Below are 24,022 nucleotides of genomic sequence, written 5' to 3' on the forward strand. Positions count from 1 at the left end.
CAGAACTCGTCCTCGTGCGCCACCTCGGCCTGCAGTTGCAGGGCTTCCTCCACGTTGATCACTCCCTTCGGGGTCGTAGCGGATCTACCTCCCCCGGCGCGGCTTCGGTCAGCCGGCGCAGGGCGAGCAGGATCCCGGCCGAGCCGGACCACAGGTCGGCGGACAGCCGCTGGCCGGGCTCGCCCAGCCAGGCCACCCCGCCGGCGTGCGGGACCGCGTGCCGGAACAGACCGCGCGCGCCGGTCGACGCCGACGCCACCAGCTCCGGCCGCGCCAGCCGCCGGCCGACGTCGGCCAGGACGTGGACGAGCCCGGCCAGACCCGGGAACAGCCCCGGAAGCACCGTGAACCGCACGGAGCACGCCCGCAGCGCGCGTTCCAGCACGTCGGGCGCGTCGAAGCCGAAGTCGGCGTCCGGGCGGTGCGCGAGGTAGCGGGAGAGCACCGCGGCGTAGCCCGCGCTCCCCGAGTACAGGTAGGGGTAGACCCGCCCGTCCTTGAGCCCGACCCGGAACCCCAGGGCGTCCACGGGCATCGGCCGGGCGAACGCGAGTTCCTCGCGCAACATCCGCACACCGCGTTCGAACAGCCGGGCCTCACCCGTGGCGCGGTGCAGCCGGTAGAGCGCGAGGGCCACCCCGGTCCGCCCCCCGACCAGCCCCGACCGGTTGGTCGCGCTCAGCCGGGCGTCCAGCCCGTCCCCGTCCGGGACCGCGTCGAGCAGCCGCCACGCCAGGTCCGCCCACCGCTGCTCCCCGGTCCGGCGGTGCTGGGCCAGCAGCCCGAGCGCGGTGCCCGCCGCACCGCCGGCGAGCGTCGCGGACGTGCCGTTCAACGGGTGCCCGGCGGCCGCGGTCAACAAGGTGGCGGCGGCCTCGCCCTCGCCGACCTCCGCCAACACCCCGGCGATGCCCGCACTGCCGTACAGCAGACCGGGCGCGCTCGTCCCGGCCGCCTCCAACGCCTCGTCCCGCAGCCTGCGCACCACGGCCGGATCACAAACGCGCCCGGCGCGATGCAGTGCGAACAGCACCCCGGCGGCTCCGGCGGCCACCGCGCGCGTGTCCGTTCGGTAGCCGAGCGGGCTGGTCGGGTAGACGCGGTGCGGGTGGTCGGGCCGGGCCATCGCCTCCACCGCATCGGCTGTCCGCTCGGCCAGCGCGCGCAACTCCGCCACCGGGTCGTCGCGCACGGCCTGCGGCGTGGGCGAGGCGGCGACCCGTTCGTGGCACCGGGTGGCCCGCTGCCACAGCGCGGGTGCGACGGGAGCCAGATCGGTCAGGTCGGCGTGCAGGTGGTCGAGCGCCGCCGGGTGGCGCTCGACCACCTCGTGCAGCGGGAACACCAGCAGCAGCGCCAACGCGGCCACGCCGTACCGGTCGAGGTCCACGGGGTCCCGGTCCGCCGTCGCACGGGGGTCGGGCGGCTGGTACCCGGGCGTGCCCATGATCCGCCGCACGTCCTCGATCCGTTGCACCGCCTCGAAATCGACCAGCCGGACCTGGTCGTCGTCGTCCACCAGGACGTTGGTCGGACTGAGGTCCACGAACACGAAACCCAAGGCGTGCAGCCGGTCCAACAACGCGTCGAGCCGATCGAGCACGGCCAGGGCGCGCCGGTGGTAGTCGGCGAACTCCGCCCGGTCCGCCCCGGCCCGGATCGCCGGGTTGTTGGTCACCATCCAGCGGTACAGGGAGAAACCCGGCACCACCTCGGTGACCAGGTAGCTCTGCTCCCAGTGGTGGAACAGCTCGACGGGGCGCGGGCACAGCCCCGGCTCGCGCGCGTGGATCGCGCGCAGCGCCAGGTACTCGGCCGCGAGCCGGGCTTCGGCGTCCGCGCCGTCGGCGGTGTACCCGTTGTGCGCCCTGGCTTCCTTGACGAACACCGGTTCGCCCGCCGCCGAGCGGAACCGGTACGCGCCACCCGCGTTGCTGTGCTGCACCACGGCCTCGAAGGTGTACCCGTTCAACGTCACCGGCCCCGGCGGGCGCGGGGTGGTCGTTTCCCGGAACGGGTCCGCGACGCCGGGCGGCAACCGGAACTCCGGCCGCCGATCGTCGTCGACCTCCCGTCCGTCCGGCCCGATCAACGTGGGCACGGTGACACCCTCGGCGTCGACCCTGCCCCGCTCCCGGAACGCGCCGTAGCGGTACGAGACGCATTCGCTGGCCCCGAACCGGCGGTCGGTGAGCACGAACGGCCCCCCGATCCCGGCCAGCGCCTCCTCCAGCCGTCGCATCACCAGCGCCGCGCACTCGACGTCCGGCGGGTACAACGTGCAGAACTTGCCGCCCTGGACCCGCGCCGCGTGCTTTTCGTGCAACCGCAGGAAAGTGCCCCGGCCGGTGAGGTGCTTGAACGGGATGCCGAATTCGAAGCACACCGCCGAAACGACCGGGAGCACCGACGGCGAATTCTCCAGCGAACTGGACACGTGCACTTTCCAGCCCTGCCCGGGAAGGACCGCGCCTTCCGGTCGCCACTGCGTCCACGCCCCGGCCTCGTGCCGCGTCCAGCCGGCGGCCGGCGGTCCCGCCTGGTAGCGGTGACCTGGGTCGGCGGTGTCCCACGGCTCGTAGTAGTCGTCGTCGGAGCCCAGGAACGACATGTCCACGACCATCCGTTCACCCCTCCCCGGGTGGTGGGGCGATAGTGGCGCACGCCGCAGTGCACGCTCCCAAATCATCCGGACGGCGGTCAAGAACCACTCAGCCCTGTCTGAAATGACCGGACCGGGCTATTGGTAGGAACGGCCGATCGGATCCCGGCAAGATGGAGCCGAACGCCCGACACCCCCTTCCCCGTCGAGGGTGCCACCGCCCCCTCGAAACCGTTCCAGTCGGACTTCGGGGCCGATACCGCTATTTCGCCCGGTCTTCGGGCAACCGAAGCCCGACCCCGCGCACCGGGCGTGGACTCCCGGACCGGACGTCCGCCGCCGACCGCGAACCTCCGTGTGGCGCGGACATCGCGCAGCGAACACGGCTCGTAGAACGGTGGCAGCGGTTGCCCCGTTCCGTCATCGGGTCCGGCTCCTCCGCACCGTCGCCATCATGCGACCAGGTGTCCGGCAGGCGCGAGTGCCGCGAACGTCACCAAGGCGCGAGCCTCAAGCCAAGGCGTAATTCCACGCCACGAGTCCACGGTTTGGGGAATCCGATCGCGAGCGGTCATCGGAGGTCCCTTGCGCCTGTGCCCGCTTTCCCGGCGATCACGACATCCGGGCACTGCGAAGTCCGTTGCCGAGTCGTGCACTCCGGGTTATTTGAACTGCACTGAAGTCCATTTCCAGTGCCCCATTGCGACGTTCGGGTGATTTGTGGTGTCGAACGCGGTGGAGGGTTGTGCGGATTGGAGTTGTCGACGGGGTTTCTGCTTGTATGTCGCCCCTGAGCCGTCGGAGAGGGGCGGGTCGCGATTCGCGGAACGGAGCGGGGCGGTTGTGAGTTCTCCTCCTGTGTGGGGTGCCTGGGGGAAGTGGTCGGCGAAGCGGCCGCCGCACCCGTTGGTGTGTCACCTCCTCGACACGGCGCTGGTCGCCCGCGAACTGCTGAAGGTGTTGCCCGGCCCCGAGTGCTCCGCAGCGCTGAGGACGGCGTTGCGGCCGCTGGGGGATGCGGACGGTTGGATCGCCGTGCTCTGCGGGATCCACGACCTCGGGAAGTACTCCCCGGCCTTCCAGGGCATCAAGGCCGACCTGGCGGTCGAGCGGCTGGGACCCGAGGCGGAGTCCGATGTCCGGTTCGTGCGCAAGCTCGACGGTATGCGGCGCTTCGACGTCCCACACGGCCTGCTGTCCGCACTGCACGTCAAGGACATGATCACGTCCTGGGGGACCGACGTCGTCGTCGCCGACGGGATCGCGGCGGCGCTGGGTGGTCACCACGGTTACTTCCCCAAGGGTTCCGCGGTCACGCAGGCGCGGCACGCGCGCAACGACCACGGCGGCGAGAAGTGGGCGCGGTGGCGGGACGACATGGTGCTCCAGGCGGCCCGTTGCCTGGAGTTGCCGGACCCCCGGACGTTGCCGTGGTCGGAGGTCGGCTTCGACGTCGTCGCCGCTGTCGGTCTCGCGGGGCTGACGACGGTCGCCGACTGGATCGCCTCGGACGAGTCGAACTACGAATCGCCCGACGAGCCGGTCGACCTCGCCGAGTACGTCCGGGCCGCACGTCCGCGCGCCGCGCGCGCCGTGCGGAAAGCGGGGGTGCGGCGCTGGACCCCGCCCGGCGACACCAGCTTCGCGGGGCTCAACCCGGAGGCGTCGGACGTGCGGCCGGTGCAGGCGCTGGCCGAGCGGATGGTGGCCGGGCAGCGCGGGCCCACGATGGTGGTGGTCGAAGCGCCGACCGGCGAGGGCAAGACGTTGCTGGCGTTCCAGGTGGCGGCGACGCTGGTCCGCGCACTGGGGTTGTCCGGTGTCTTCGTGGGCATGCCGACGAAGGCGACCGGCAACCAGGTGCTGGCCGAGTTCGAGGCGCTGCTCAAGCGCGTGCACGACACGACCGGAGTGCAGCTGGTGCACTCCGACTCCCGGGCGCACCTGGCCGAGCGGGACACCCTGCCCTCCGACGTCGGCCGCGACGACCCGGAGGACGGCGACGCGGCGGCCCGGGAGTGGTTCACCCGCAAGAAGAGTCTGCTGGCCGCCCTCGGTGTCGGAACCGTGGACCAGGTGGTCCGGGCGGCCATCCGGTCCGGGCACGGCTTCGTGCGGCTGGCCGGGCTGTCGGGCAAGGTCGTGGTGTTCGACGAGGTGCACGCCTACGACGCGCACATGTCGACGCTGTTGGACCGGCTGCTGATGTGGCTGGGGCGGCTGGGCGTCTCGGTGGTGGTGCTGTCGGCGACGTTGCCGACCCGACGTCGTGCCGAACTCGCCAAGGCGTGGCAGGCCGGCGTGACCGACCGCCGTCCCGGCGACGTGCCCGACGTGCCCGCCTGCGACCGCTATCCGCGGCTCACCGTCGTGGACCGGCACGGGGCGACCGCGCGAGGAAGCGACACCTCGAAGATCAACCAGGGCCGGGACGTCCTGCTCCGCCCGGTGACGACCGAGCAGGTTGCGCCGTGGCTCCTGGAACAGGCGCGCGACGGCCGTGGTGTCGCGGCGGTGCACAACACCGTCAACCGTGCCAAGAAGACCTACGACGAGGTGAAAGCAGCGGTCGCCCGGTTGCCGCAGGACCGGTTCCGGGGAGGCGTGCGGCCGGTGGTGAAGCTCGTCCACGGGCAGCTGGACCGCACCGAGCGGGCCGAGGTGGAGGCGTGGCTGCGCCGCGGGTTCGGCCCAGGGGGCAGCCGCACCCCGGCCGTCGTGGTGGGGACCCAGGTGCTGGAGCAGAGCCTGGACCTGGACTTCGACGCCATGCTGACCGACCTGGCACCGGTCGACCTGCTGATCCAGCGCGCGGGACGGGTCCACCGGCACGACCGCCGGGACCGGGGGCCGCTGGTCCTGGGCATTACCGGCGTGACCGACAGCGTGGGAGGCGCACCGGTCTTCCACGCCCACGTGCACACGATCTACTCCCGCTTCGTCCTGTTGCGGACCTGGGCGCTGGTGCGCCACCGGGAAGTGATCCGTTGTCCGCGGGAAGTCCCCGCGCTGGTCGACGCCGTCTACGGCCCGCCCGAGGCCGTGGCGTGCCCTCCCGGCTGGGAGCCGGCCTGGCGGCAGGCCGAGGCGGCGCACCACGAGCACGTCGCCCGGCAGCTCGACCGCGCGACGAACCTGTACCTGCGCGCACCCATCGGGGAGACCTGCTTGGAACAGCTGTCCGACCGACCGCAGGATCCTCGACGGACCCGGAAGAGCAGGCGAGGTCGGTGATCGACGACGAGTACGACGCCGTCGACGACACGGTGGAGGTGGTGCTGCTGAGAGTCGACGGAGCCGATCCGGCCGGCGCGGCCACCCCGGTGCGGGGCACCACGTCGCTGGACCTCGCCGCCGCCGGGGCCGCAGCGCCGCCGGTGCTCCAGGAGTTGCTGGACTCCAGCACCGTCCTGTCGGCACCGGACGGAGTGCCGTCCGAGGTGGTGGCGGCCCTGCGGGCGAGCCCGGTCCCACCCGCGTTCGAAACCTCCCCGTGGTTGCTCCGGCATCGGGCGTTGGTGCTGCACAACGGCCGGTGCACGGTCGCGGGTCACGTCCTCGACTACGAACCGGAGTCCGGTGTGCACGTCGATGGTGGCCTGTGACGCGTGAGGCGGTGGCGTCGTTCGACTTGCTGACCGAGCGGTGGATCCCGGTGATCGACCGGAGCGGCGCAACCGGCAAGGTCGGGCTGCGGAGACTGTTGTTGGAAGCGCACGAGTTCCGGCGCATCACGGCGAGCACCGCGCCCATGACAGCGGCCCTGCACCGGATGGTGCTGGCGCTGTTCCACCGCGCCTACGCGGTGACCACCGAGGCGGAGTGGAAGCGGCTGTGGAACGCCGAGGCGTTGCCCGCGAAACCGCTTGAGGAGTACCTGGCGAAGTTCGGTGACCGTTTCGACCTGTTCGACGCGCGGCACCCGTTCATGCAGTGCCCGGCGCTGGCGCGGATCGCGCCCCAGACCCCGGCGAAGCTGATCCCCCACCGGGCGGTGGGCAACAACGTCACACTGTTCGACCACGCCACCGCCGACGACGTCGTCCTGCTGGATCCCGACGAGGCCGCGCGCTGGCTGGTGACCACTCAGGCGTTCGACCCGGGCGGCACCAAAACTCCTTACGAGCGCACGAGATCGTCGAAGGCGGCACCGTGCAACCTGCTCGGCGTCGTGCTGGTGGAGGGCGAGACCTTGCGGCAGACGTTGCTGTTCAACGCGTTGCTCTACGACCCGGAGCTGAACGAGCCGCGCAAGACCACCATCGACGACGCGCCGGTCTGGGAAGCGGCCGACCCGCCACCGGGCGTCCCGGAGAAGCGGACGGCGCGCGGCTGGACGGATTTGTTGACCTGGCCCTCGCGGCGGGTCCTGCTGTCCCCGGTCCGCGAGGACGGCCGGACCAGGGTCGGCGGGGTCGTCATCACCCCGGGAGCGGAGTTCGTCGGCGAGTTGGCGCACGACGAGAAGATGGCCGCGTTCCGGCAGCCGACCGGGAAGAACGGCAAGCCGAAGAAGGACGCGCCGCTGCTGCCGGTCCGGCTGGCACCGCTGCGCGGGGTGTGGCGGCACAGCGTCGAACTGCTGCTCGCCGACCGGCCGGGGGAGGGCCGATCCCGGGTGCGGCCGCCGGCGCTGGACCAGATCGCCAGTCTGGCCGAGCGCGGCCGGCTGCCCCCGGAGGCCGTGTACACGCTGCGCGTGTTCGGCCAGCAGCTGAACAAAGAGCAGTCCGTGGTCGTGGACTACCTCGGAGACGCGGTGCCGGCACCGGTGGCACTCCTGCGCAGCGAAGAACCGGTCGTCGCGGCGCTGGTGGGTCTCGCGATCGCACTCGCCGACGACGCCGGGGCGGCGCTGCGGCACATGGAAAGCGACTACCGGGAAGAACTACGGGCCAAGCCGGCCTCCGGCCTCGACCTGGCCTACTGGCCGCACTTGGCGAACGCGTTCGGCGAGTTGCTGGTGGACCTGGCCGACGCCCGCCGAACGCGGCGTCCCGAGGTCGACGCGTTGACGCGGTGGTGCGCGCACATCGCCGGCACCGCCCGAGCGGCCGGTGACCGCTGGAGCCAGGGCGCCTCGTCGCACGGGCGTGACCTGCTCGCCGTCGCCAAGCACGTCGAGAGGTTCGACAAGACCATCAGCAAGCTCGTGCGCACCTTCCAGGCAGAGGCGCGTCGCTACCTCACGAAAGAGCAGGACGGGTGACCGAAAACCCACTCAGGCCAGGTCGCCGGGCGTTCATCGGCTACCTCTACGGCCTCTACCACGGCCTGTCGTCGGACAACGGGGCCAAGGCCGCCGAGTCCCGCCGGGTGTTGGCGCGGTTGCGGCGGATGTTCTCCGGACCGCGCCAGGAAGCCGAAGCCTACGAGTACGTCTTCAAGCACAACCCGCCACAGCGCGAGGAGGAGGCGTGGCTGCTCGTGGCCGGGTTGTTCGCGCTGCACCCGCAGCCCCGGCGCAGTCCTTCGCAGCGCGGCTCGCTGGGTGGCTCGATGGCCGAGTTGGAGGCCCGGCGCGGCTTTGCCGCCGCCCGGCGCTTCACCGACCTGGTGGCACGCGACCGCGACGGCCTGCCGCACCACCTGCGCCAGACGATCCGCTTGCTGGCATCGCACGACATCACCGTCAACTACGACCTCCTCCTGGACCACCTGGTCGTCCTGCTCGACGGCGACCGCGAGCAGGAGGCCCGCGGCATCCGCCTGCGCTGGGCCCGCGAGTTCCACCGCCCACCGCACGAGCACACCGCCGAATCCGCCGAAACGGCCGGCGACGAGTCGGACGACTCGCTCCAGAACGACCACGCCACCACGGAGAACTCGTGATCCTCGAACTGCACCTGCTCCAGTCCTTCCCGGTCGGCAACCTCAACCGGGACGACACCGGCCAGCCCAAGACTGCCACCTTCGGCGGCCAGACCCGAGCCCGCGTCTCCAGCCAGTCGATCAAGCGCGCGGCCCGCCTGCTGTTCAACGACTACGGCCTGGACAAGTCCGAGACCGGCATGCGCACCAAGCGGCTGGTCGACAACGCCGCCAAGCGGCTGGTCGACACCGGTCACGACGCCGAGGCCGCGCCCGGTGTCGTGACCGCCGCGCTGGAGCACCTCGGGTTCGGCGTCGACCAGGACAAGCTGCTCACCGAGTACCTGCTGTTCGTCGGCCGCGAGGCCATCGACAAGCTCGCCGACTACAGCCAGTCGCACTGGGACGCCCTGGCGGCCACGGCGAAGGCCAAGGCCGCGGCGAAGGAGGCCGAGGCCAAGGCCAGGAGCGAGACCAAGGGCGGTGCCAAGGCCAAGAAGGCGAAGATCGAGAAGCCCAAGCCCGACAAGCAGACCCAGGCCGACGCCAAGCACATCCTCGACGGTGCCCGCGCGGTGGACATCGCCCTGTTCGGACGCATGATCGCGGACAACAAGGACTTCAACGTCGACGCCGCCTGTCAGGTCGCCCACGCGCTGTCGACCCACTCGGTGCGCAACGAGTTCGACTTCTACACCGCCGTCGACGACCTCAAGCCCGACGCGGAGTCCGGTGCCGACATGATCGGCACCGTCGACTTCAACTCCGCCTGCTACTACCGCTACGCCAACGTCGACATCGAGCAGTTGACCAAGAACCTGTCCGGCGACACCGATCTGGCCGACCGGGGCCTGCGCGCCTGGCTGTACTCGTTCATCCACGCCGTGCCCAGCGGCAAGCAGAACTCGATGGCCGCCCGCACCGTGCCCGACACCCTGCTGGGCGTCGTCCGCGACCGCGGCGCGTGGAACCTGGCCAACGCCTTCCTCAAGCCGATCGTCGCCGACGACCTCATGGCCGTCTCCACCGAGCGTCTCGCCCACCACTTCACCCAGGTGCGGGACTTCTACGGCAACGACCAGATCCGCGCCGTCGCCGCCGCCTCCGTCAGCGGCGACATCCCCCACCTGGACCCGGGCGACGCGGCCACCGGCATCGACCAGTTCACCGCGCGCCTGATGACCGCCACGCGCGGCTGACCACCGTGCCCACCTCCCTGGCCCTCTGCTTCGACGCGCCCATGCAGTCGTGGGGAACCCGATCACCCGGCGTCCTGCGCGACACCGCCACCGAACCCACCAAGTCCGGTGTCGTCGGCCTGCTCGCCGCCGCGCTGGGCGTCCCACGCGACGACCACGACGCGATCGCCGCCCTGGCGGCGTTGACCCTGGCCGTGCGGGTGGACCGCGAAGGCATCCTCGAACGCGACTTCCACACCACCCAGAACGTCCCCACCACCCTGGGGAGGGGGCATCGCACAGTGGTCAGCGAGCGCTACCACCTGGCCGACGCGCTGTTCCTGGTAGTCCTCGAAGGCGACCCGGAACTGCTGCGCGAACTCGGCCACGCGGTCGACCGGCCGCGCTGGCCCGTCTTCTTCGGCCGCCGCGCCTTCGTCCCGGCGAGACCGCTGCTGACCGGCACCGGTCTCACCGACCGGCCCGCGGCTCGACTCGTGCGTGAACACCCTTGGCTGGAAAGAGATCCCGAGACCAGGCAAGCGCAACGCGGCAAGCCCGTGCGCGTGCCACTGCGCACCGTCATCGACTGCCCGGCCGAAACGCCGAACGCCCAACTCCGCCACGACCACCCGATCAGCTTCGCCCAGGGCGACCGGCGGCACGGCCCACGCCACGTCCTGCCCGGCACCGCCCCGCTCACCGACCTCATGATCAGCGCTGGAGAACAGGCCCCGTGTTCCTGACCAAACTCCCCGTCAACGTCAGGTCCCGAGAGTTCCGCCGCGATTTCGCCGACGTGCAGCACCTGCACCGCACCCTCATGTCGGCCTACCCCGAAGTCGACGGCGAGGTCCCGGCCCGACAAGCGCACGGCGTCCTGTGGCGCCTGGACCCCGCCCACAGCGGCTACACCGCCTACGTCCAGAGCCGCACGGCCCCCGACTGGACCAGGCTGCCCGCCGACTACACCGCCGCCCCCGCCGAAGTGCGCCCGCTGCAACCGGTCCTCGACGTGATCGCACCCGGTCGGAAGCTGTCCTTCCGGATGATCGCCAACGTCACCCGGGACAGCCGCCCGCCGGAGCTGAAGGGCCGAAGCCGCCGCGTCGCCCTGCGCGAACCCGAGCAGCAGATCAGCTGGCTGGCCCGCAAGGCCGAGCAGCACGGCTTCGTGATCCCGACGGCCGGTGACGGCCGACCCGACGCGATCCCGTCGCCGATGCCGAGGTCGACCGGCAACAAAGGCCCCACCACGGTCACCATCGACGCCGTCCGCTTCGACGGCCACCTCGTCGTCACCGACCCGGAAGCCTTCGCGTCCGCGCTCGTCGGTGGGATCGGACGGGCCAAGGCGTACGGGTGCGGTCTGCTCAGCCTCGCGCCGGCCCACCGGAACTGACCCGGCGGGCCGGGCCCTCCACCGGATGGACGCAGTGGGTGCGCTGATCGTCGCGCAACGTAACGCCTGATCCGCTTCCGCGATCCACATCTTCAGACGCCCGCGTCGTGCCGTGACCTTTTCGCTTTCCGGGTGGCGGCGGCACGCGGTGGGCCACAATGGGTGATCGGTCGAGTACCGGGAGGTGGGAGTGCCGGACAAGGTGGCCAGGCTCCGCGCGTCGTCCAAGCGGACCGAGTACCGGCTCTCGACGTTCGCCGCGCTGGTCGTCGTGCTGGGGTTGCTGACCGGGCTCGTCGGGTGGGCGGCGTTCGGGTTCCGGCAGGACCGGGTCGCGGAGGCGGCCGACCGGCGCACCGAACTGACCACCAAGGCGCTCGACGTGTACCGCGCCATGGCCGACGCGGACGCGGCCTCGCTCAACGCGGTGCTGGTCGACCCCCAGCGCGCGGTGCCGTTGCGCAACGGGTTCCGCGCCAACATCCGGGCGGCCGGCGAGGCCCTGCGGGTGGCGTCGGCGCGCAACGCCGACACCGAGGACACCGCCGCCGGCCTGATCCGCGACCTGACCGATCTGCTGCCCCGGTACGCGGTGCTGGTCGAAATCGGGTGGGCGGAGAGCCGCGCCGGTCACCCGGTCGGCACCTCGTACCTGTCCAACGCCTCCTACCTGGTGCGGGACAAGATCCTGCGCAAGGCCGAGGAACTGCACGCCGACCAGGGCAACGCCTTGGTGCGGGCGCAGGAGGACGCGGGCACGCAGCCGTGGGCGCTGCTCGTCCTCGGGGTGGCGTTCCTGGTGGTTCTCGTCGTGGCACAGGTGTTCGTCCGGCGTCGTACCCGTCGGCGGGTCAACGTCGGGCTGGCCCTGGCCACCGCGTTCACGTTGATCTCCTTGCTGGGCGGGGGAATCGTCACGGCGATCGCCGCGGCGCGCGGCGGGGACGCCGGGCAGGAGATCGGGATCGTGCGCAGCCTCGCCGAAGCCCGCAACCTCGGCCGCGAGGCGGACGAGGCCGAAGCCCGGATCATGATCTTCCCCAAGGACGGCGACCTCACCGCGTTGACCACGATGTTCGGCCGGATCGGCGAGGCGGTCCAGCGCGGCGGCGGCGACCAGGAGGCGCAGCGCGCGTTGCAGGCGTGGCTCGACCACGACCAGCCGTTGCTCAACCAGGTGAAGGGCGCCAAGCCGGTGGCGTTCACCGACCTGGTGAAGCTGATCACCGATCCTCCGGCGGGTGCCCCGAAGACCTACGGCGAGCAGTTGGACAGCCGGCTCACCGAGCTGATCGACCGGCACACCGCGGTGGCGGAGGACGCCGCGGGCGCGGCGCGGTCGGCGCTGGCCGGCTGGGACGTGATCGTCCTGCTGCTCGTGTCGGCTGCCGTGGTGTCGGCCTTGTTCGGGCTGGGCGTTCGGATCAGGGAGTACTACACGTGATCAAGTGCCTCGCGTTCGTCGCCGTGCTGGGTCTTCTCGCCGGGTGCACCATCGAGGCCCCGACGGACACCCGCGCCGCCACGTCGACCCCGGCCCCCGACTACCCCGAGGGGTACACCGAGACGCCGGAGGTCAGCCAGTCCTGCCCGGACGCGCCGGGCGGCAGCCTCGACCCCGCCACCGGCCCGCTCGGGCCGGACGGTCGTCCGGACGGCGCGACCGTCCAGCGGATCCGCCGGGACGGGTTGCGGGTCGGCGTGAGCCAGACCGCGCAGTTCCTCAGCAAGCGCGACCTGACGACCGGCGAGCTGAAGGGCTTCGAGATCGAGATCGCGAAGGAGATCGCCGCCGCGTTCGGCCTGCCGAACGGGAACGCGGGGGTCGACCTGGTCAGCCTGCCCACCGGTCGGCGGCTGCTCGCGTTGGACACGGACCTGAACAAGGCCAAGCGGTCGCCGGAGATCCCCAAGGTGGACCTGGTGATCGCCAGCGTGAGCGTCACGTGCGGCCGTGCGCAGGAGTACGGCCTGACGTTCAGCCGGGCGTACCGGGACGCGAACAGCGGGCTGCTGGTGCGTTCCGGGCTGGCCGGCGTGAAGGGGCCGGAGGACCTCGCGGGCCGGAAGGTGTGCGCGGGCGACAAGACCACCAACAGCGACGAGATCATCGCCATCCGGGACGCGCAACGCGCGCGCAACCCCGAGCAGGCGTTGACGGTCGTGACGGTGTCGGACACCAGCGACTGCCTGATGCTCCTGCAACGCGGCCTGGTCGACGCGGTCTACTCGGACGTGATCATCCTGCTGGGCTACCAGTACCAGACGCCCGGCACGGTCCTGCTGGACTACCGCAACCCGCGCTCGGTCAAGACCGCCGTCGCGGTGAGCGGTGCGCAGCAGGACCTGGTGCGGTTCGTCAACCGGGCGCTCGACGACCTGCGCGGTGGGCGGTTGGAAGCCATCTACGACGAGCAGTTCGCCGACGCGCCCACCAAGCTCCCGCTCCGCATCCCCGCCGACCCGTACACGCCGTAGCCCGGCGGGAGGCGAACAGGGCGTCGCGGCGGCGTCGGGCCAGGCAGGTCGGGGCGGCGTTGTGTCTCTTGCCCTGGTCGCGTTTGCGCTGGTAGTGGGTCCTGTTGGTGGGGCGGTGGTGCCGGGGACGGCGGTCTGTTCGTCCGGCGCGGTGAGGATCTCGGTGACCGGTTTGTCGCCGATGCGGGGCGGGTGCGCTGCCGTGATCGCGGTGGGTCTGTGGTGTCCGGCTTTGGCGATGCCGGTCGACCACCACCAGCAGCGGTCCGTGGACGGCGAGCTTGTCGAACAGCGCCCGCTGCCGGGGTTCGCATTTGGGCGGCGGTGTGTCGTGCAGTGGTTTCCCGGCGGGGTCCAGGCCCACGGCGTGGTGCTCGCCCTTGCCCACGTCCAGGCCGAGGACACCCCGAAATCACTGGTCATCGGTCATGCCGGACCCGGCAACCACAGCTCCTTGATCAGGAACTGCGAAAAGGCAACGGGGGCAGGGTGTCAGCCGGCCGTCGTCGGCGCGCCCTCGCGTGGCTTGAGCATGACCCAGGCCATCACCGTGGCGGCGAACAGCAGGAACGCGCCGATACCCGACGCGACGGCCAGCCCGTCGGTGAACGCCGCCCGCGCCGACGTGAGCACGGTGGCGGCCAGGTCGGCGGGCAGCCCCGAGGTGGCCTGGACCGCGCCGCCCAGCGACTGGCCGGCCGCCTCGGCGACCTCCGGCGGGGTGCCGGCCGGGACGTCGAAGCTGCGGTAGACGCCCATCACCAGGCTGCCCAGCACCGCGATGCCCAGCGCCATCCCCAGTTCGTACGCGGTCTCCGAGACCGCCGACGCCGCGCCCGCCTGTTCCTTGGGGACGCTGGAGAGGATCACGTCGCTGGCGGCGGTGAACGTCAGCCCGGTGCCCGCGCCCATGAGGAACAGCGAGAGGCCGAGCAGCGGGTAGCCGGACGTCGGCGTGATGAACGCCGGGACCAGCATCGCGACCGCCGTCAACCCGAGGCCGCCCGCGATGGCGAACCGCACGGACGTGCGGCGGACCGTCCACCCGGCGAGCAGGCCGACCACCATCGACGCGACCATGGCGGGCATCTCGGCCAGACCGGCGTGCAGCGGGCCGTAGCCCCGGACGAGCTGGAAGTACTGCGACAGGAAGTAGATCAGCCCGGACAGGCCGAAGATCGACAGCAGGTTCGCGCCGATGACGCCGGTGAAGACCCGGTTGCGGAACAGCCGCACGTCGATCAGCGGCGAGGGCAGCGACATCTGCCTGCGCACGAACAGGACCAGCGCGGCGATGCCGATCGGCGCGGCCAGTGCGGCGTCGAGGCGCATGCCGTGCACCGCGATCTCCTTGATGGCGTAGACGATGCCGAGCATGCCCACGACCGACAGCAGCACGCTGGGCAGGTCCCACGGGCCGGGGCGCGGGTTCTTCGACTCCGGGAGGAGCTTGACGCCGAAGGCCACGACCAGGGCGGTCAGCGGGACGTTGATGAGGAACACCGAGCCCCACCAGAAGTGCTCCAGCAGCCAGCCGCCCAGGATCGGGCTCGCGGCGGCACCGGCGGACAGGGCCGCGCCCCAGATGCCGATGGCCAGGCTGCGCTCGCGCGGGTCGTGGAAGATGTTGCGGACCAGCGCGAGCGTGGACGGCATCAGCGTGGCACCGGCCACGCCCTGCACGACCCGGCCCGCGATGAGGGCTTCGGCGGTGGGGGCGTAGGCGATCAGGAGCGAGGCGAGGCCGAACGCGGTGGTGCCGATCAGCAGCAGCTTCTTGCGGCCGATCCGGTCGCCCAGGCTGCCCATGCTGACCAGCAGGCCGGCGAGCACGAACGCGTAGACGTCGCCGATCCACAGCAGTTGGGTGCCGGTGGGCTGGAGGTCTTCGCTCAGGAACGGCGTGGCCAGGGCCAGCACCGTGCCGTTGACGGCCACCACCAGGACGGCCAGGACGAGGACGCCGAGCGCCGGCCACCGACCGGCGGGCCGGTGCTCTGCCTGGGTTCGCGGCGTCGGGCTGGTGTGCATGGTGCTCGTTCCTCGGCTCGGGCGCGGCGGTGGCCGCTGGGGTGGGTGCGGTGGGCGTGCGGCCGGCGCGAGTGCGGGGGCGCCGGCGTCGGGTGCGAGCCGACTGTACATCGTTTGAGACGTTTTCGTCTCATGAGAGATGAGGGTCTCTCGTTCGGGACGGATTCATCGCGGGCTACTACACTTGCTCGGTGACGATGAGTCGAGAGCAGATGCTGCGCGCGGCAGCCGACTTCCTCGGCCGACGCCCCAACGCCACCCAGGACGAGGTGGCCAAGGCCGTCGGGGTCAGCCGCGCCACCCTGCACCGCCACTTCGCGGGCCGTGGGGAGCTGTTCGCGGCCCTGGAGCGTCTGGCGGCGGAGCAGATGCGGGAGGCGCTCGACGCTGCGGACTTGGGTGAGGGTTCGGCGGCGGACGCGTTGCGTCGGCTGGTGGCGGCGTGCGAGCCGGTGGCGCCTTATCTGGCGTTGTTGCACTCGCAGAGCCAGGAACCCGACCCCGGGCAGGAACCTGTCGCCTGGTCGGACATCGACGCGCGGATCGTCGAGCTGTTCCGGCGGGGTCGGGACGCGGGGGAGTTCGGTCCGGACCTGTCGCCGGCGTGGCTCGGTGACGCGTTCTACTCGTTGGTGGTCGGCGCGGCGTGGTCGATCCAGGCGGGTCGAGCGGCGTCCCGTGACTTCACGAACATGATCACGGACCTGGTGTTGACGGGCATCGCCCGGCGTTGACGGCGCGTAGGTAGGGCGAGCCCTCGGGGTGTCGCGTGGCGTGACGGGGTGTCACCCGACCGGGCCACCACGCTCTGGCGACCCGCGCGTGCCCGACGACCGGAGCGTCGCCGGGCACGCGGCCGTCCGATCAGGTCGGCCGCCAGGACGGCCGACCGGCCCGTCGGCTACTTGGGTATCTTCGGGATCTCCTGGGTCGGGCTCTCGTCGGGCGGAGGATTGTCGTCTTTCTTGTCTCCCATGGTGGTCACCTCCCCTCCTGCGCGTCGGGGTGAGGGACGACGACGACCGTGATGTCGTCGGCGCTGTGCTGTCGGGCGGCGGTGACCAGCCGTTCGGCGCAGGTCCGCGGTTCGTGGCCGTGTTCGGAGAGCAGCGCGAGGAACTCGTCGTCGGGCAGGGCCAGGCCGTCGGAGGCCAGCACCAGCAGGCGTGCCACCGCCTCGGTGGCCTCGACGCCGCCGACCGGCACCCGGCCGAGGCTGTGCAGGAGCTGGTGGTCGTGGCGGCGGGCTTCCTGCTCGTCTGCGCCTTGGTCGCGCAGCAGCCGTCCCTGGGTGTGCGGAACGGTGAACCGGTGCAGCGTGCGGTCGTCCTTGAGGCCGTAGGCGGCGCTGTCGCCGGCCCACGCGATGCGCCAGTACCGACCGGCCGCCGCTGCGGCGGCCACGATCGCGCCGTCGGGCCGGACGCTGCCCGCGACCGGGTCGCCGAAGACCTCGGCGGCCGCGACCACGCCCAGCACCGGCGAGAAACGCCGCGCCGCGACACCGGCGGCGACGGTCGCGGCCACGTGGGCGAAGCCGGCCACCTCGGGGGTCGAGCCGGTGCCGTCCACGACCACTGCGGCGGTCACCCCGCCGTGCGTGGCGAGCGCGTGGGCGTCGGCGTTGACCTCGCGGCGCGGACCTTGGGATGTCGCGGTGCCGGGAGCGCCCGGCGGGATGGTCGTCATGACCGGCATCCTCGCGCGCCGGGATCTCGTGAGGACACGTCGGGGTGGACACGACACGGGCATGGACGGCACCCCCGTCCGCTGGCGCACAAGGGAACGGCGGATCGCGCCTTCCGACGCTACCGGCCCGGCCGGCTCGGCGGAGCGGCCGAACAGTCATCGGCCACCCACGATCGAGCGACTACCGGCCGGTACGTCGGTTCGGGGCGGTCACGTCGTACCGTCGTCATCAGCCCTTGGGTAGGACATCGTGGCCGGGGTTCGTCCCGAATTGGCTGGTTGTTCCCTCCCGCCTCTGCAGAGGGGCGTCGGTGTTGTTCTTGAGGAATCTCGCCGATCTCGGCCGGCGCCCGGCCCGGCGAGCAGTTGCCTCGGAAATCGGCTCCTGTGCGCACCACCCGCACCCCCTCCCGACAGCGTCGAGGCCCGTTCACGTGAGGCACGCGGACGAGCAGGTCGGTTGGACGCCGGCCAATGGTCGTGTGGCCTGCCCAGCGCGCCTGACAGACCGCTGCTCGGCGGGCATCGAGACCGACCGGTGGTCGCCTCACTCGACGCCACGGAACAGCAAGAGCAGGCCCTCCACCTGGTCAGCTCAAGCCGGCTTGGTCCATCCGTCCCGCACATCGCCCCCAAATCCCTCCCACCGAGCCATCCTCGACCACCCCGCCCACACACCCCGCTCGATCGACCCGACACCGGCCGGCCGGTGACCAAAACGCCTGCGCGCCGGCGTGCCCGTCAGGTTCGGCGGAGAGGCCCCCGAACAGCCCGGTACGTCGTACACTTCGCTGTAGTCGACCATTCACGTCCGGTGGGGGAGTGGGATGTCCGGCGGATTCGCCCCGCTCACCGCCGACGACCCGCGCGAGGTCGGCGGGTACGTCCTGCGGGCTCGACTCGGTGTCGGCGGGATGGGGCGGGTCTACCTCGCGTTCAGCCCCGGTGGACGGGCGTTGGCGGTCAAGGTCGTCCGGGTCGAGCATGCCGAGGACGAGGAGTTCCGGCGGCGGTTCGCGCAGGAAGTTGCTGCGGCGCAACGCGTTCAGGGCATGTACACGGTTCCGGTCGTGGATGCCGATCCGGCGGCTGCGCTTCCGTGGCTGGCCACGGCCTACGTGCCTGGTCCGTCGTTGCGGCACGCGGTGCACGAGCACGGGCCGTTCCCGGTCGGCGCGGTGCTCCGGCTGGTCGCCGGGGTCGCCGAAGGGCTGGCGGCGGTGCACGCGTGCGGGATCGTGCACCGCGACCTGACGCCGGCCAACGTGCTGCTCGCCGAGGACGGCCCTCGCGTCATCGACTTCGGCATCGCCCACGCCGCCGCCGCCACTTCGCTGACCCGCACCGGGATCAGCGTGGGCACGCCCGCGTTCATGGCGCCCGAGCAGGTGCGTGGCCGCGCGGTGACGCCCGCCGTGGACGTGTTCGCGCTCGGCCACCTGGCGGTCTTCGCGGCCACCGGCCGGTCGGCGTTCGGCGAGGGCAACCGGGAGGCGATGTTCTTCCGGATCCTCGGCGAACCGCCTGACCTGGACGGGTGCCCGGAGGAGGTCCGGGCGGTCGCGATCCGGTGCCTGGCCAAGGAACCCGCCGAACGGCCGTCGCCCGCCGAGGTGATCGCGCAGGTCGCCGGACTGGCCGGGCCGGTTCTGCCGGGACGGTGGCTGCCCTCGCCGGTCGCCACCTCGCTGGACGCCTACGACGCGTCCGCCTACCGCTCCACCGCGCCGTCCGCGACCCTGGTCTCCGGCACCCGCGTCGACGTGCCCACCGCCCGGGTCGGCGAGACCAGGATCGACCGCCCGGCCACGCACTACGGGGCCCGGCCGGTCCGGGCGCCCGCCCGCGGCAGTGGGCGCGGCGCGCTGTTCGCGGGGTTCGCGATCATCGCGGCGGCGCTGCTGGTGCTCGCCGTCGGGCCCCGGCAGGTCTGGGACGCGGCCACCGGGCTGCTCGGCGACGCAGGCCAGACCACGACCACCACCATCGCGCCGACCACGACCCGGGCGGCCAAGCCCGCCGACACGCTGGCCGACGGCTGCGCGGAGGCCATCGCGAGCATCAACGCGTTCAAGGAACTGCCGCGCGGCGAGGACTGGACGTCCGGCGTCGCCGGGTTGCAGCACCTCGCGACGGGCCTCGCCGCAGCGGGCCGGGCGGTGACCAACAACGAGGTGCGCGCGGCCGTGGAGACGATGGCGAGCGACCTGACCTCGGCGCTGGGGCACGGGCTGACCGGCGGCGGCGACGAGTTCCTGGCCATGCTCGACAAGATCGCCACCGACGGTGACGCGCTGATCAGCGCGTGCCAGGGAACCCGTTAGCCGCCTGCGCCGTTGACCAGGCTGACCGGGTCGGAGAGGGGGCGGTGTGACCGACGAGGAGCTGATGGTCGAGTTCGCGCTGGCCAGGCTCGACCACCCCGAGGTCGACCTGGAGGAGGTCGCCGCGCTCGTGGTGCGCCGGATGGGCGCGGACCGGATGGTGGAGTTCGCCTCGCGGAACCTCGCGACCAGGGGTGAGCTGCGCGGCGCGGTGTTCCCGGCCGCCGTCGAGCACGTGCTGCGGGTCGTGCTGACGATGCGCGGTCCGGCGGACTGAACGGGTTCGCCCCCTTGTGCTGGAGTGCGCTCCAGCTTCTAGGCTGCGGGGGTGCGCTTGGGAATCCACGTCATCGAATTCACCGTCCCCGCCGGCCCCGCCGGCATCGCGCCCGAACTGGCGAAGGTCGCCAAGGCGGCGGACGCCGCGGGTGTCGCCCGGCTGTCCGTGATGGACCACTTCTTCCAGATGGAGGGGTTCAAGCCGGCGACCGACCCCATGCTGGAGGGGTACACGACGCTCGGCTTCCTCGCCGCCCACACCACCGACGTGCAGCTGGGCCTGCTCGTCACGGGCGTCACCTACCGCCACCCCGGGCTGTTGGCCAAGATCGTGGCCACGGTCGACGTGCTCTCCGGCGGCCGGGCCGAACTCGGCATCGGGGCCGCCTGGTACGAGCGCGAGCACCTGGGCCTGGGCGTCCCGTACCCGCCGGTCGCCGAGCGGTTCGAACGCCTGGAGGAGGCACTGCGGATCTGCGCGCAGATGTGGGACCCGGAGGACAACGGGTCCTTCGAGGGCAAGCACTACCAGCTCGCCGAGACGCTGTGCTCGCCGTCGCCGATCCGCAGGCCGCCGATCCTCATCGGCGGCGGCGGCGAGAAGAAGACGCTGCGGATGGTCGCCCAGTACGCCGACGCGTGCAACCTGTTCGCGGGCGACAAGGACCAGGTGCGGCACAAGCTCGACGTGCTGCGCGGGCACTGCGACAAGTTCGGGCGCGACATCTCGACCATCGACAAGACCCTCACCTACCGGCCCGCGCCCGGGGTCGACACCCTGGACGAGTTCGTCCGGGACGTGGCCGACTACGCCGAACTCGGCATCGACACGGTGATCCTGGTACCGCCGGGCGACACCCCCGCCCAGTGGGTGGAGCAGGTCGCCGCGCCGCTCGTGCCGAGGCTCAAGGAGCTGTAAGCGGCGGACGACGCCCCTCATCGGTCCACAGCGGACTGGTGGGGGGCGTTTTCGCGCTCGAACGGGTGGTGTCCTGGCGGGTCGGGCTCCTCGATCGGTGGAACGGGCGTGTGGTGACCCGTCCGCGATGTCCACCACCGAGTCGAACGTGTCCGAAGTGGAAGCCGCTGTCCGAGCCGCGCCGGCCGCGCACAAGTCGATGTACCCGGACCGCCGTGCTGGTCGTCCCATGTGTGTGGTTCACCGGATCGGGGCCGGTTTCGGGATCTTGCGGCGGGTGTGGCGGGGATTACGCCGCCGGCCCGAAGCTGCCGGTGTTGCGCGACCGGGCGTTCGCGGTCGTGTCGCTGGTCAACGCGGTGCTGGTGATGAGCGACGCGCTGCTCGTCGTGGCCATGCCGATCTGGATCAGTCAGCACACGTCGGCTCCGCCCGCGTTCTTCACCGTGCTGCTGCTGGTGAACACCGCCGCCGGTGCGGGCGGTCGGCGCGGCGTGCCGGGACGAGCTGGCCGGGCGGGAGGCGTTCTTCGGCTACTTCGACCAGCGGCAGCAGGCACTGGCCGACGCGGTGTTCGGGCCGGTGCGGTGGCTGGTCCAGTACGAGGACTTCGACTACCCGCCGGAGGTCGTCCTCGGCGACCTGGCCGACGTGCCGCGCGGTGTGCGGCAGTCGATCCGGGCGGGCGAGCGCAAGATCGCCGAGTTCGGGATCGAGGTCGAGGTGGTGCCGTGGGCGCGGTACGAGGGCGGTGCGTGCGCGCTGATCGCGGCGCAGAACAAGCGCAAGGCGATGGCCGACCACGCCGCCCTGGCGGAGTACCGGCTGGACCGGTGGGCCGAGTGCGAGGGCGTCTCGGTCTACGTCGCGCACGCCACCTCGGGCGACGACGAGGGCGCGGTGAGCCTGCTGGTGTACCGCGACGAGATCGAGGTCTACGAGGTCGGCCTGCCCGAGGGCGACGGCCCGGCCCGGCGGACCCTCTACTCGTGCCTGACCTTCGACGAACCCCGCCGGCTGGCCCGCGAACTCGGGCTGCGCAAGGTCCGGGCCGGGCTCGGCGCCGGGCAGCCCAAGAAGATCCGGGGCGCGCGGCCGGTGGTGCGGGGTTGCGGGCGGATCCGACTCTGACCGCCGCCGGTGCCACGCCGCCCGCGTGGCACCGGCGCGAACCGCTGCCGGTGGCGGATGATCCCGGTCCGACCACCCGAGGGAGGCAGCCGTGCACGCCGAGGTCCGCCACCTGCACTCGCCCGACATCGACCCGGACACGTTCGCGCCCGAGGACCCCGACCGGTTCGCGTTCCTGGTCCGGGTGACCGCCGGGCCGGCCGGCGGGGCGGGGGAGGAGTCGTTCGACTTCACCGTCGGCACGACCGCCTGGCTGCGTGACCTGGTCCGGCGCGCCGGGCCCACGCCCGGTCGCCACCACCTGGTCGTGGACGGCTTCGACTGGACCGTGCTGCAAGCCTTCTTCCACCGCCTGGCGACCAGGTGCACGGGGGCCGACTGGCCGGAGGTCGCCGCGCAGCTCGGCCGGTACGGCCACCGGGAGTCCGAGGACCGCCCGCCCGCGTGACCGGGATCAGCGGGACGCGAGCACGGTGACCAGCGCCTCGGGCGTGACGGCGGCCGGCCGGTCGGAGACCTGGCCGTCGCCGAGTTCGACCAGCCGCCACCGGCCGTCGGCGCGCAGCACCAGGTCGGCGGTCGCGAACGGCACGTCCAAGGCGGCGATGAGGGGCGCGAGCGGCACGAGGTCGGGGGTGGTGGGCGGCAGGTCGTGCGGGGTGTCGGGGTGCGGGCCGGTCAGCCGGCACACGCCGTCGACCCACCAGGTGCGCACCTCGGCGGAGGCGAACTCCTCGAAGCGGCGCAGCACGAAACCGCCGGTGAACTCGTCGTCGCGGAGTTCGCGGAACCGGCTCGCGACGGCCCAGGCCGCGTCCGGGTCGCCCAGGTCGGGGATGAACGCCGCCTCGTGCCAGTGGTGCTTCATCGACTTGGTGTGGTCGCGCAGCACGGCGGGGCCGGGGCCCAGTCCGCGCCGGGCGTGGTCGAAGGCGTCCCGGTCGACGCCGGTGGTCCACGTCGATTCAGGGGTGTGCGCGGCCAGGCCGGGGTACCAGTGGGGCAGTTCGTGCGCCCGGCGGTACTGCTCGGGAGAGGTGCGCAGGGTGACGCCGCGCTTGGCCAGTGCGGCGGCGAAGGCCGCGTAGTGCTCGCTGCGCAGCATCCAACCCCGGTAGACGGCGTCGTCGCCCGCCGGCACCCGGCCGACCGCGTGGTCCGCGCCGCCGGGCTCGGCCAGGGCGTCGTGGTCGACCACCGCGACCTCGATCCCGGCCGCCCGCGCGGCGGCCGCCTCCTCGGCGAAGTGGTCGTCGGGGCGGCGGGGGCGCAGGACGTCGCCGGGCACGAGCAGCAGCATGGGCCGATGGTGTCAGGCGGTCCCCGGCGGTCGCCGAGGATTTCCCGGCGCGGGTGCGGTGCCGGCGGAACGTGACGATCATGCGCGTTCCGCTCTGGCGGCCCGGCGGGCCGGTGTAGGTTGCGGCGGTGAACATGCGGTACATACCGTGGGACGAAGTCACCGGCCTGTTCGAGCGGCGCGGTCTGCCACGGTCCACTTGGGAGAACCTGTACGAGGGCGAGTACGTCCTGCACAGCGGGAACGTGACCGTCGACGGAAATTTCCCGCTCAACAGCGAGGAAAACCACCCCTGGGACGAAGAGTACGCGGAGTGGGACATCGGCTACGTGGTCGACGGCGACCTGACGGTGTCGGGCAGCCTCTACGACGTGGACGACGGCGCGGCGGCGCTGATCGTGCTCGGCGACCTGAAGGTGTCGGGCCTGCACACCACCTGCGACACGAAGATCGTGGTCACCGGCAACACCACCGCCGAGGTCGTGTTCAGCCAGTACACCGACAAGTACCTGTCCTTCCACGGCGACCTGCGCGCGGTCGCCCAGGTGTGGCAGGCCGAGGCGGGCCCCGACTTCGTGGGCGGCACCCTGTCGGGCAGCCTGTTCCTGCCGCACTACCTGGGTGAATCCGACCTGGGCGCGGAGAAGGTCGACAACGCCGGGCGCCCGGCGGCCGAGGTGTTCGTGCCCGAGGTGCTCGACGGCGAGGGCGGGGTGGACGGCGAGGCGCTGCACGAGCGCCTGGTCGCCGGGCTGCCCGTCCTGCGCGACACCGCCGGGTAGGACGACCCGCCCCGGGAACGCGGCGGGCCCCGCGCCGGTAGGTGGCGCGGGGCCCGCGGTAGGCCGGACGGCAGGAGGCGGGGGCCTCCTGCCGCC

The 24,022-nt window shown here is 72.1% G+C and carries 20 protein-coding genes; 16 read left to right on the forward strand and 4 right to left on the reverse strand.

The annotated features are described in order from the left end of the window. Positions 1-58 precede the first annotated feature (58 nt). The gene (gene lanKC, locus AC0HI0_RS07255) at positions 59-2,623 is read right to left on the reverse strand and encodes a class III lanthionine synthetase LanKC (RefSeq protein WP_480931487.1); all 2,565 of its coding nucleotides are present in this window, start codon (positions 2,621-2,623) and stop codon (positions 59-61) included. Between the two features lie 822 nt (positions 2,624-3,445). Between lanKC and cas3 the strand changes: the two genes are divergently transcribed. The 9 genes from cas3 to AC0HI0_RS07300 all read left to right on the forward strand — a co-directional run bounded on the left by cas3 (position 3,446) and on the right by AC0HI0_RS07300 (position 13,471). After that, a complete protein-coding gene (cas3, locus tag AC0HI0_RS07260) occupies positions 3,446-5,836 on the forward strand; it encodes a CRISPR-associated helicase Cas3' (RefSeq protein ID WP_480931488.1) in 2,391 nt (796 codons plus the stop codon). After that, a complete protein-coding gene (locus tag AC0HI0_RS07265; protein WP_480931489.1) occupies positions 5,833-6,207 on the forward strand; it encodes a hypothetical protein in 375 nt (124 codons plus the stop codon). Before cas3 ends, AC0HI0_RS07265 begins: the two co-directional genes overlap by 4 nt. Continuing rightward, positions 6,204-7,811: a type I-E CRISPR-associated protein Cse1/CasA gene (gene casA / locus AC0HI0_RS07270; protein ID WP_480931490.1), complete on the forward strand. Its 1,608-nt coding sequence runs from the start codon at positions 6,204-6,206 to the stop codon at positions 7,809-7,811. Before AC0HI0_RS07265 ends, casA begins: the two co-directional genes overlap by 4 nt. After that, positions 7,808-8,434, forward strand: a complete 627-nt coding sequence (casB, locus tag AC0HI0_RS07275; RefSeq protein WP_480931491.1) for a type I-E CRISPR-associated protein Cse2/CasB — start codon at positions 7,808-7,810, stop codon at positions 8,432-8,434. Before casA ends, casB begins: the two co-directional genes overlap by 4 nt. Then, positions 8,431-9,612, forward strand: coding sequence for a type I-E CRISPR-associated protein Cas7/Cse4/CasC (gene cas7e, locus AC0HI0_RS07280; RefSeq protein WP_480931492.1), 1,182 nt, complete (start codon positions 8,431-8,433; stop codon positions 9,610-9,612). The genes casB and cas7e overlap by 4 nt, the downstream gene beginning before the upstream one ends. A 5-nt stretch (positions 9,613-9,617) precedes the next feature. After that, positions 9,618-10,337 carry a type I-E CRISPR-associated protein Cas5/CasD gene (cas5e, locus tag AC0HI0_RS07285; RefSeq protein ID WP_480931493.1) on the forward strand — a complete coding sequence of 240 codons (720 nt, stop codon included), beginning with the start codon at positions 9,618-9,620 and terminating at the stop codon, positions 10,335-10,337. Continuing rightward, entirely contained in the window at positions 10,328-10,993 is a 666-nt protein-coding gene (gene cas6e / locus AC0HI0_RS07290; protein ID WP_480931494.1) for a type I-E CRISPR-associated protein Cas6/Cse3/CasE, read from the forward strand. Before cas5e ends, cas6e begins: the two co-directional genes overlap by 10 nt. A gap of 190 nt (positions 10,994-11,183) precedes the next feature. Then, positions 11,184-12,437: a hypothetical protein gene (locus tag AC0HI0_RS07295; protein ID WP_480931495.1), complete on the forward strand. Its 1,254-nt coding sequence runs from the start codon at positions 11,184-11,186 to the stop codon at positions 12,435-12,437. Further along, positions 12,434-13,471 carry a transporter substrate-binding domain-containing protein gene (locus tag AC0HI0_RS07300; RefSeq protein WP_480931496.1) on the forward strand — a complete coding sequence of 346 codons (1,038 nt, stop codon included), beginning with the start codon at positions 12,434-12,436 and terminating at the stop codon, positions 13,469-13,471. Before AC0HI0_RS07295 ends, AC0HI0_RS07300 begins: the two co-directional genes overlap by 4 nt. 492 nt (positions 13,472-13,963) lie before the next feature. Here the strand turns inward: AC0HI0_RS07300 and AC0HI0_RS07305 are convergent, their stop codons facing one another. Next, positions 13,964-15,502: an MFS transporter gene (locus AC0HI0_RS07305; RefSeq protein WP_480931497.1), complete on the reverse strand. Its 1,539-nt coding sequence runs from the start codon at positions 15,500-15,502 to the stop codon at positions 13,964-13,966. 197 nt (positions 15,503-15,699) lie between these two features. On the opposite strand from AC0HI0_RS07305, the gene AC0HI0_RS07310 reads away from it, so the two are divergent. Next, positions 15,700-16,236 carry a TetR/AcrR family transcriptional regulator gene (locus AC0HI0_RS07310; protein WP_480934265.1) on the forward strand — a complete coding sequence of 179 codons (537 nt, stop codon included), beginning with the start codon at positions 15,700-15,702 and terminating at the stop codon, positions 16,234-16,236. 247 nt (positions 16,237-16,483) lie between these two features. Here the strand turns inward: AC0HI0_RS07310 and AC0HI0_RS07315 are convergent, their stop codons facing one another. Further along, a complete protein-coding gene (locus AC0HI0_RS07315; protein ID WP_480931498.1) occupies positions 16,484-17,191 on the reverse strand; it encodes a PP2C family protein-serine/threonine phosphatase in 708 nt (235 codons plus the stop codon). A gap of 827 nt (positions 17,192-18,018) precedes the next feature. Between AC0HI0_RS07315 and AC0HI0_RS07320 the strand changes: the two genes are divergently transcribed. The 5 genes from AC0HI0_RS07320 to AC0HI0_RS07340 all read left to right on the forward strand — a co-directional run bounded on the left by AC0HI0_RS07320 (position 18,019) and on the right by AC0HI0_RS07340 (position 22,292). Beyond that, positions 18,019-19,515, forward strand: a complete 1,497-nt coding sequence (locus AC0HI0_RS07320; RefSeq protein ID WP_480931499.1) for a serine/threonine-protein kinase — start codon at positions 18,019-18,021, stop codon at positions 19,513-19,515. Positions 19,516-19,561: 46 nt separating this feature from the next. Beyond that, positions 19,562-19,792 (forward strand): hypothetical protein, encoded by a 231-nt coding sequence (locus tag AC0HI0_RS07325; protein ID WP_480931500.1) that lies wholly within the window; start codon positions 19,562-19,564, stop codon positions 19,790-19,792. A 51-nt stretch (positions 19,793-19,843) separates the two neighbouring features. Beyond that, positions 19,844-20,713 (forward strand): LLM class F420-dependent oxidoreductase, encoded by an 870-nt coding sequence (locus tag AC0HI0_RS07330; protein ID WP_480931501.1) that lies wholly within the window; start codon positions 19,844-19,846, stop codon positions 20,711-20,713. Positions 20,714-21,187: 474 nt separating this feature from the next. Beyond that, positions 21,188-21,844 carry a hypothetical protein gene (locus AC0HI0_RS07335; protein ID WP_480931502.1) on the forward strand — a complete coding sequence of 219 codons (657 nt, stop codon included), beginning with the start codon at positions 21,188-21,190 and terminating at the stop codon, positions 21,842-21,844. Positions 21,845-21,935: 91 nt separating this feature from the next. Beyond that, positions 21,936-22,292 (forward strand): Imm8 family immunity protein, encoded by a 357-nt coding sequence (locus AC0HI0_RS07340; protein WP_480931503.1) that lies wholly within the window; start codon positions 21,936-21,938, stop codon positions 22,290-22,292. A gap of 6 nt (positions 22,293-22,298) precedes the next feature. Here AC0HI0_RS07340 and AC0HI0_RS07345 read toward each other — a convergent pair whose 3' ends face one another. After that, positions 22,299-23,144, reverse strand: a complete 846-nt coding sequence (locus tag AC0HI0_RS07345; RefSeq protein ID WP_480931504.1) for an ATP-grasp domain-containing protein — start codon at positions 23,142-23,144, stop codon at positions 22,299-22,301. 134 nt (positions 23,145-23,278) lie between these two features. Here AC0HI0_RS07345 and AC0HI0_RS07350 point away from each other — a divergent pair, with 134 nt between their 5' ends. Beyond that, on the forward strand, positions 23,279-23,926 hold the full coding sequence (locus AC0HI0_RS07350; RefSeq protein ID WP_480931505.1) for a hypothetical protein: 648 nt from the start codon (positions 23,279-23,281) through the stop codon (positions 23,924-23,926). The last annotated feature ends 96 nt before the right edge of the window (positions 23,927-24,022 follow it).

The sequence above is a fragment of the Saccharothrix sp. NBAS 001 genome (assembly GCF_056640475.1).

Bases quoted from the DNA above. Each gene is read 5' to 3' on its own strand.
- AC0HI0_RS07345 (WP_480931504.1), bottom strand. From the start codon at position 23,144: ATGCTGCTGCTCGTGCCCGGCGACGTCCTGCGCCCCCGCCGCCCCGAC.
- AC0HI0_RS07320 (WP_480931499.1), top strand. From the start codon at position 18,019: ATGTCCGGCGGATTCGCCCCGCTCACCGCCGACGACCCGCGCGAGGTC.
- AC0HI0_RS07305 (WP_480931497.1), bottom strand. From the start codon at position 15,502: ATGCACACCAGCCCGACGCCGCGAACCCAGGCAGAGCACCGGCCCGCC.
- AC0HI0_RS07350 (WP_480931505.1), top strand. From the start codon at position 23,279: ATGCGGTACATACCGTGGGACGAAGTCACCGGCCTGTTCGAGCGGCGC.
- AC0HI0_RS07310 (WP_480934265.1), top strand. From the start codon at position 15,700: ATGAGTCGAGAGCAGATGCTGCGCGCGGCAGCCGACTTCCTCGGCCGA.
- AC0HI0_RS07315 (WP_480931498.1), bottom strand. From the start codon at position 17,191: ATGACGACCATCCCGCCGGGCGCTCCCGGCACCGCGACATCCCAAGGT.
- lanKC (WP_480931487.1), bottom strand. From the start codon at position 2,623: ATGGTCGTGGACATGTCGTTCCTGGGCTCCGACGACGACTACTACGAG.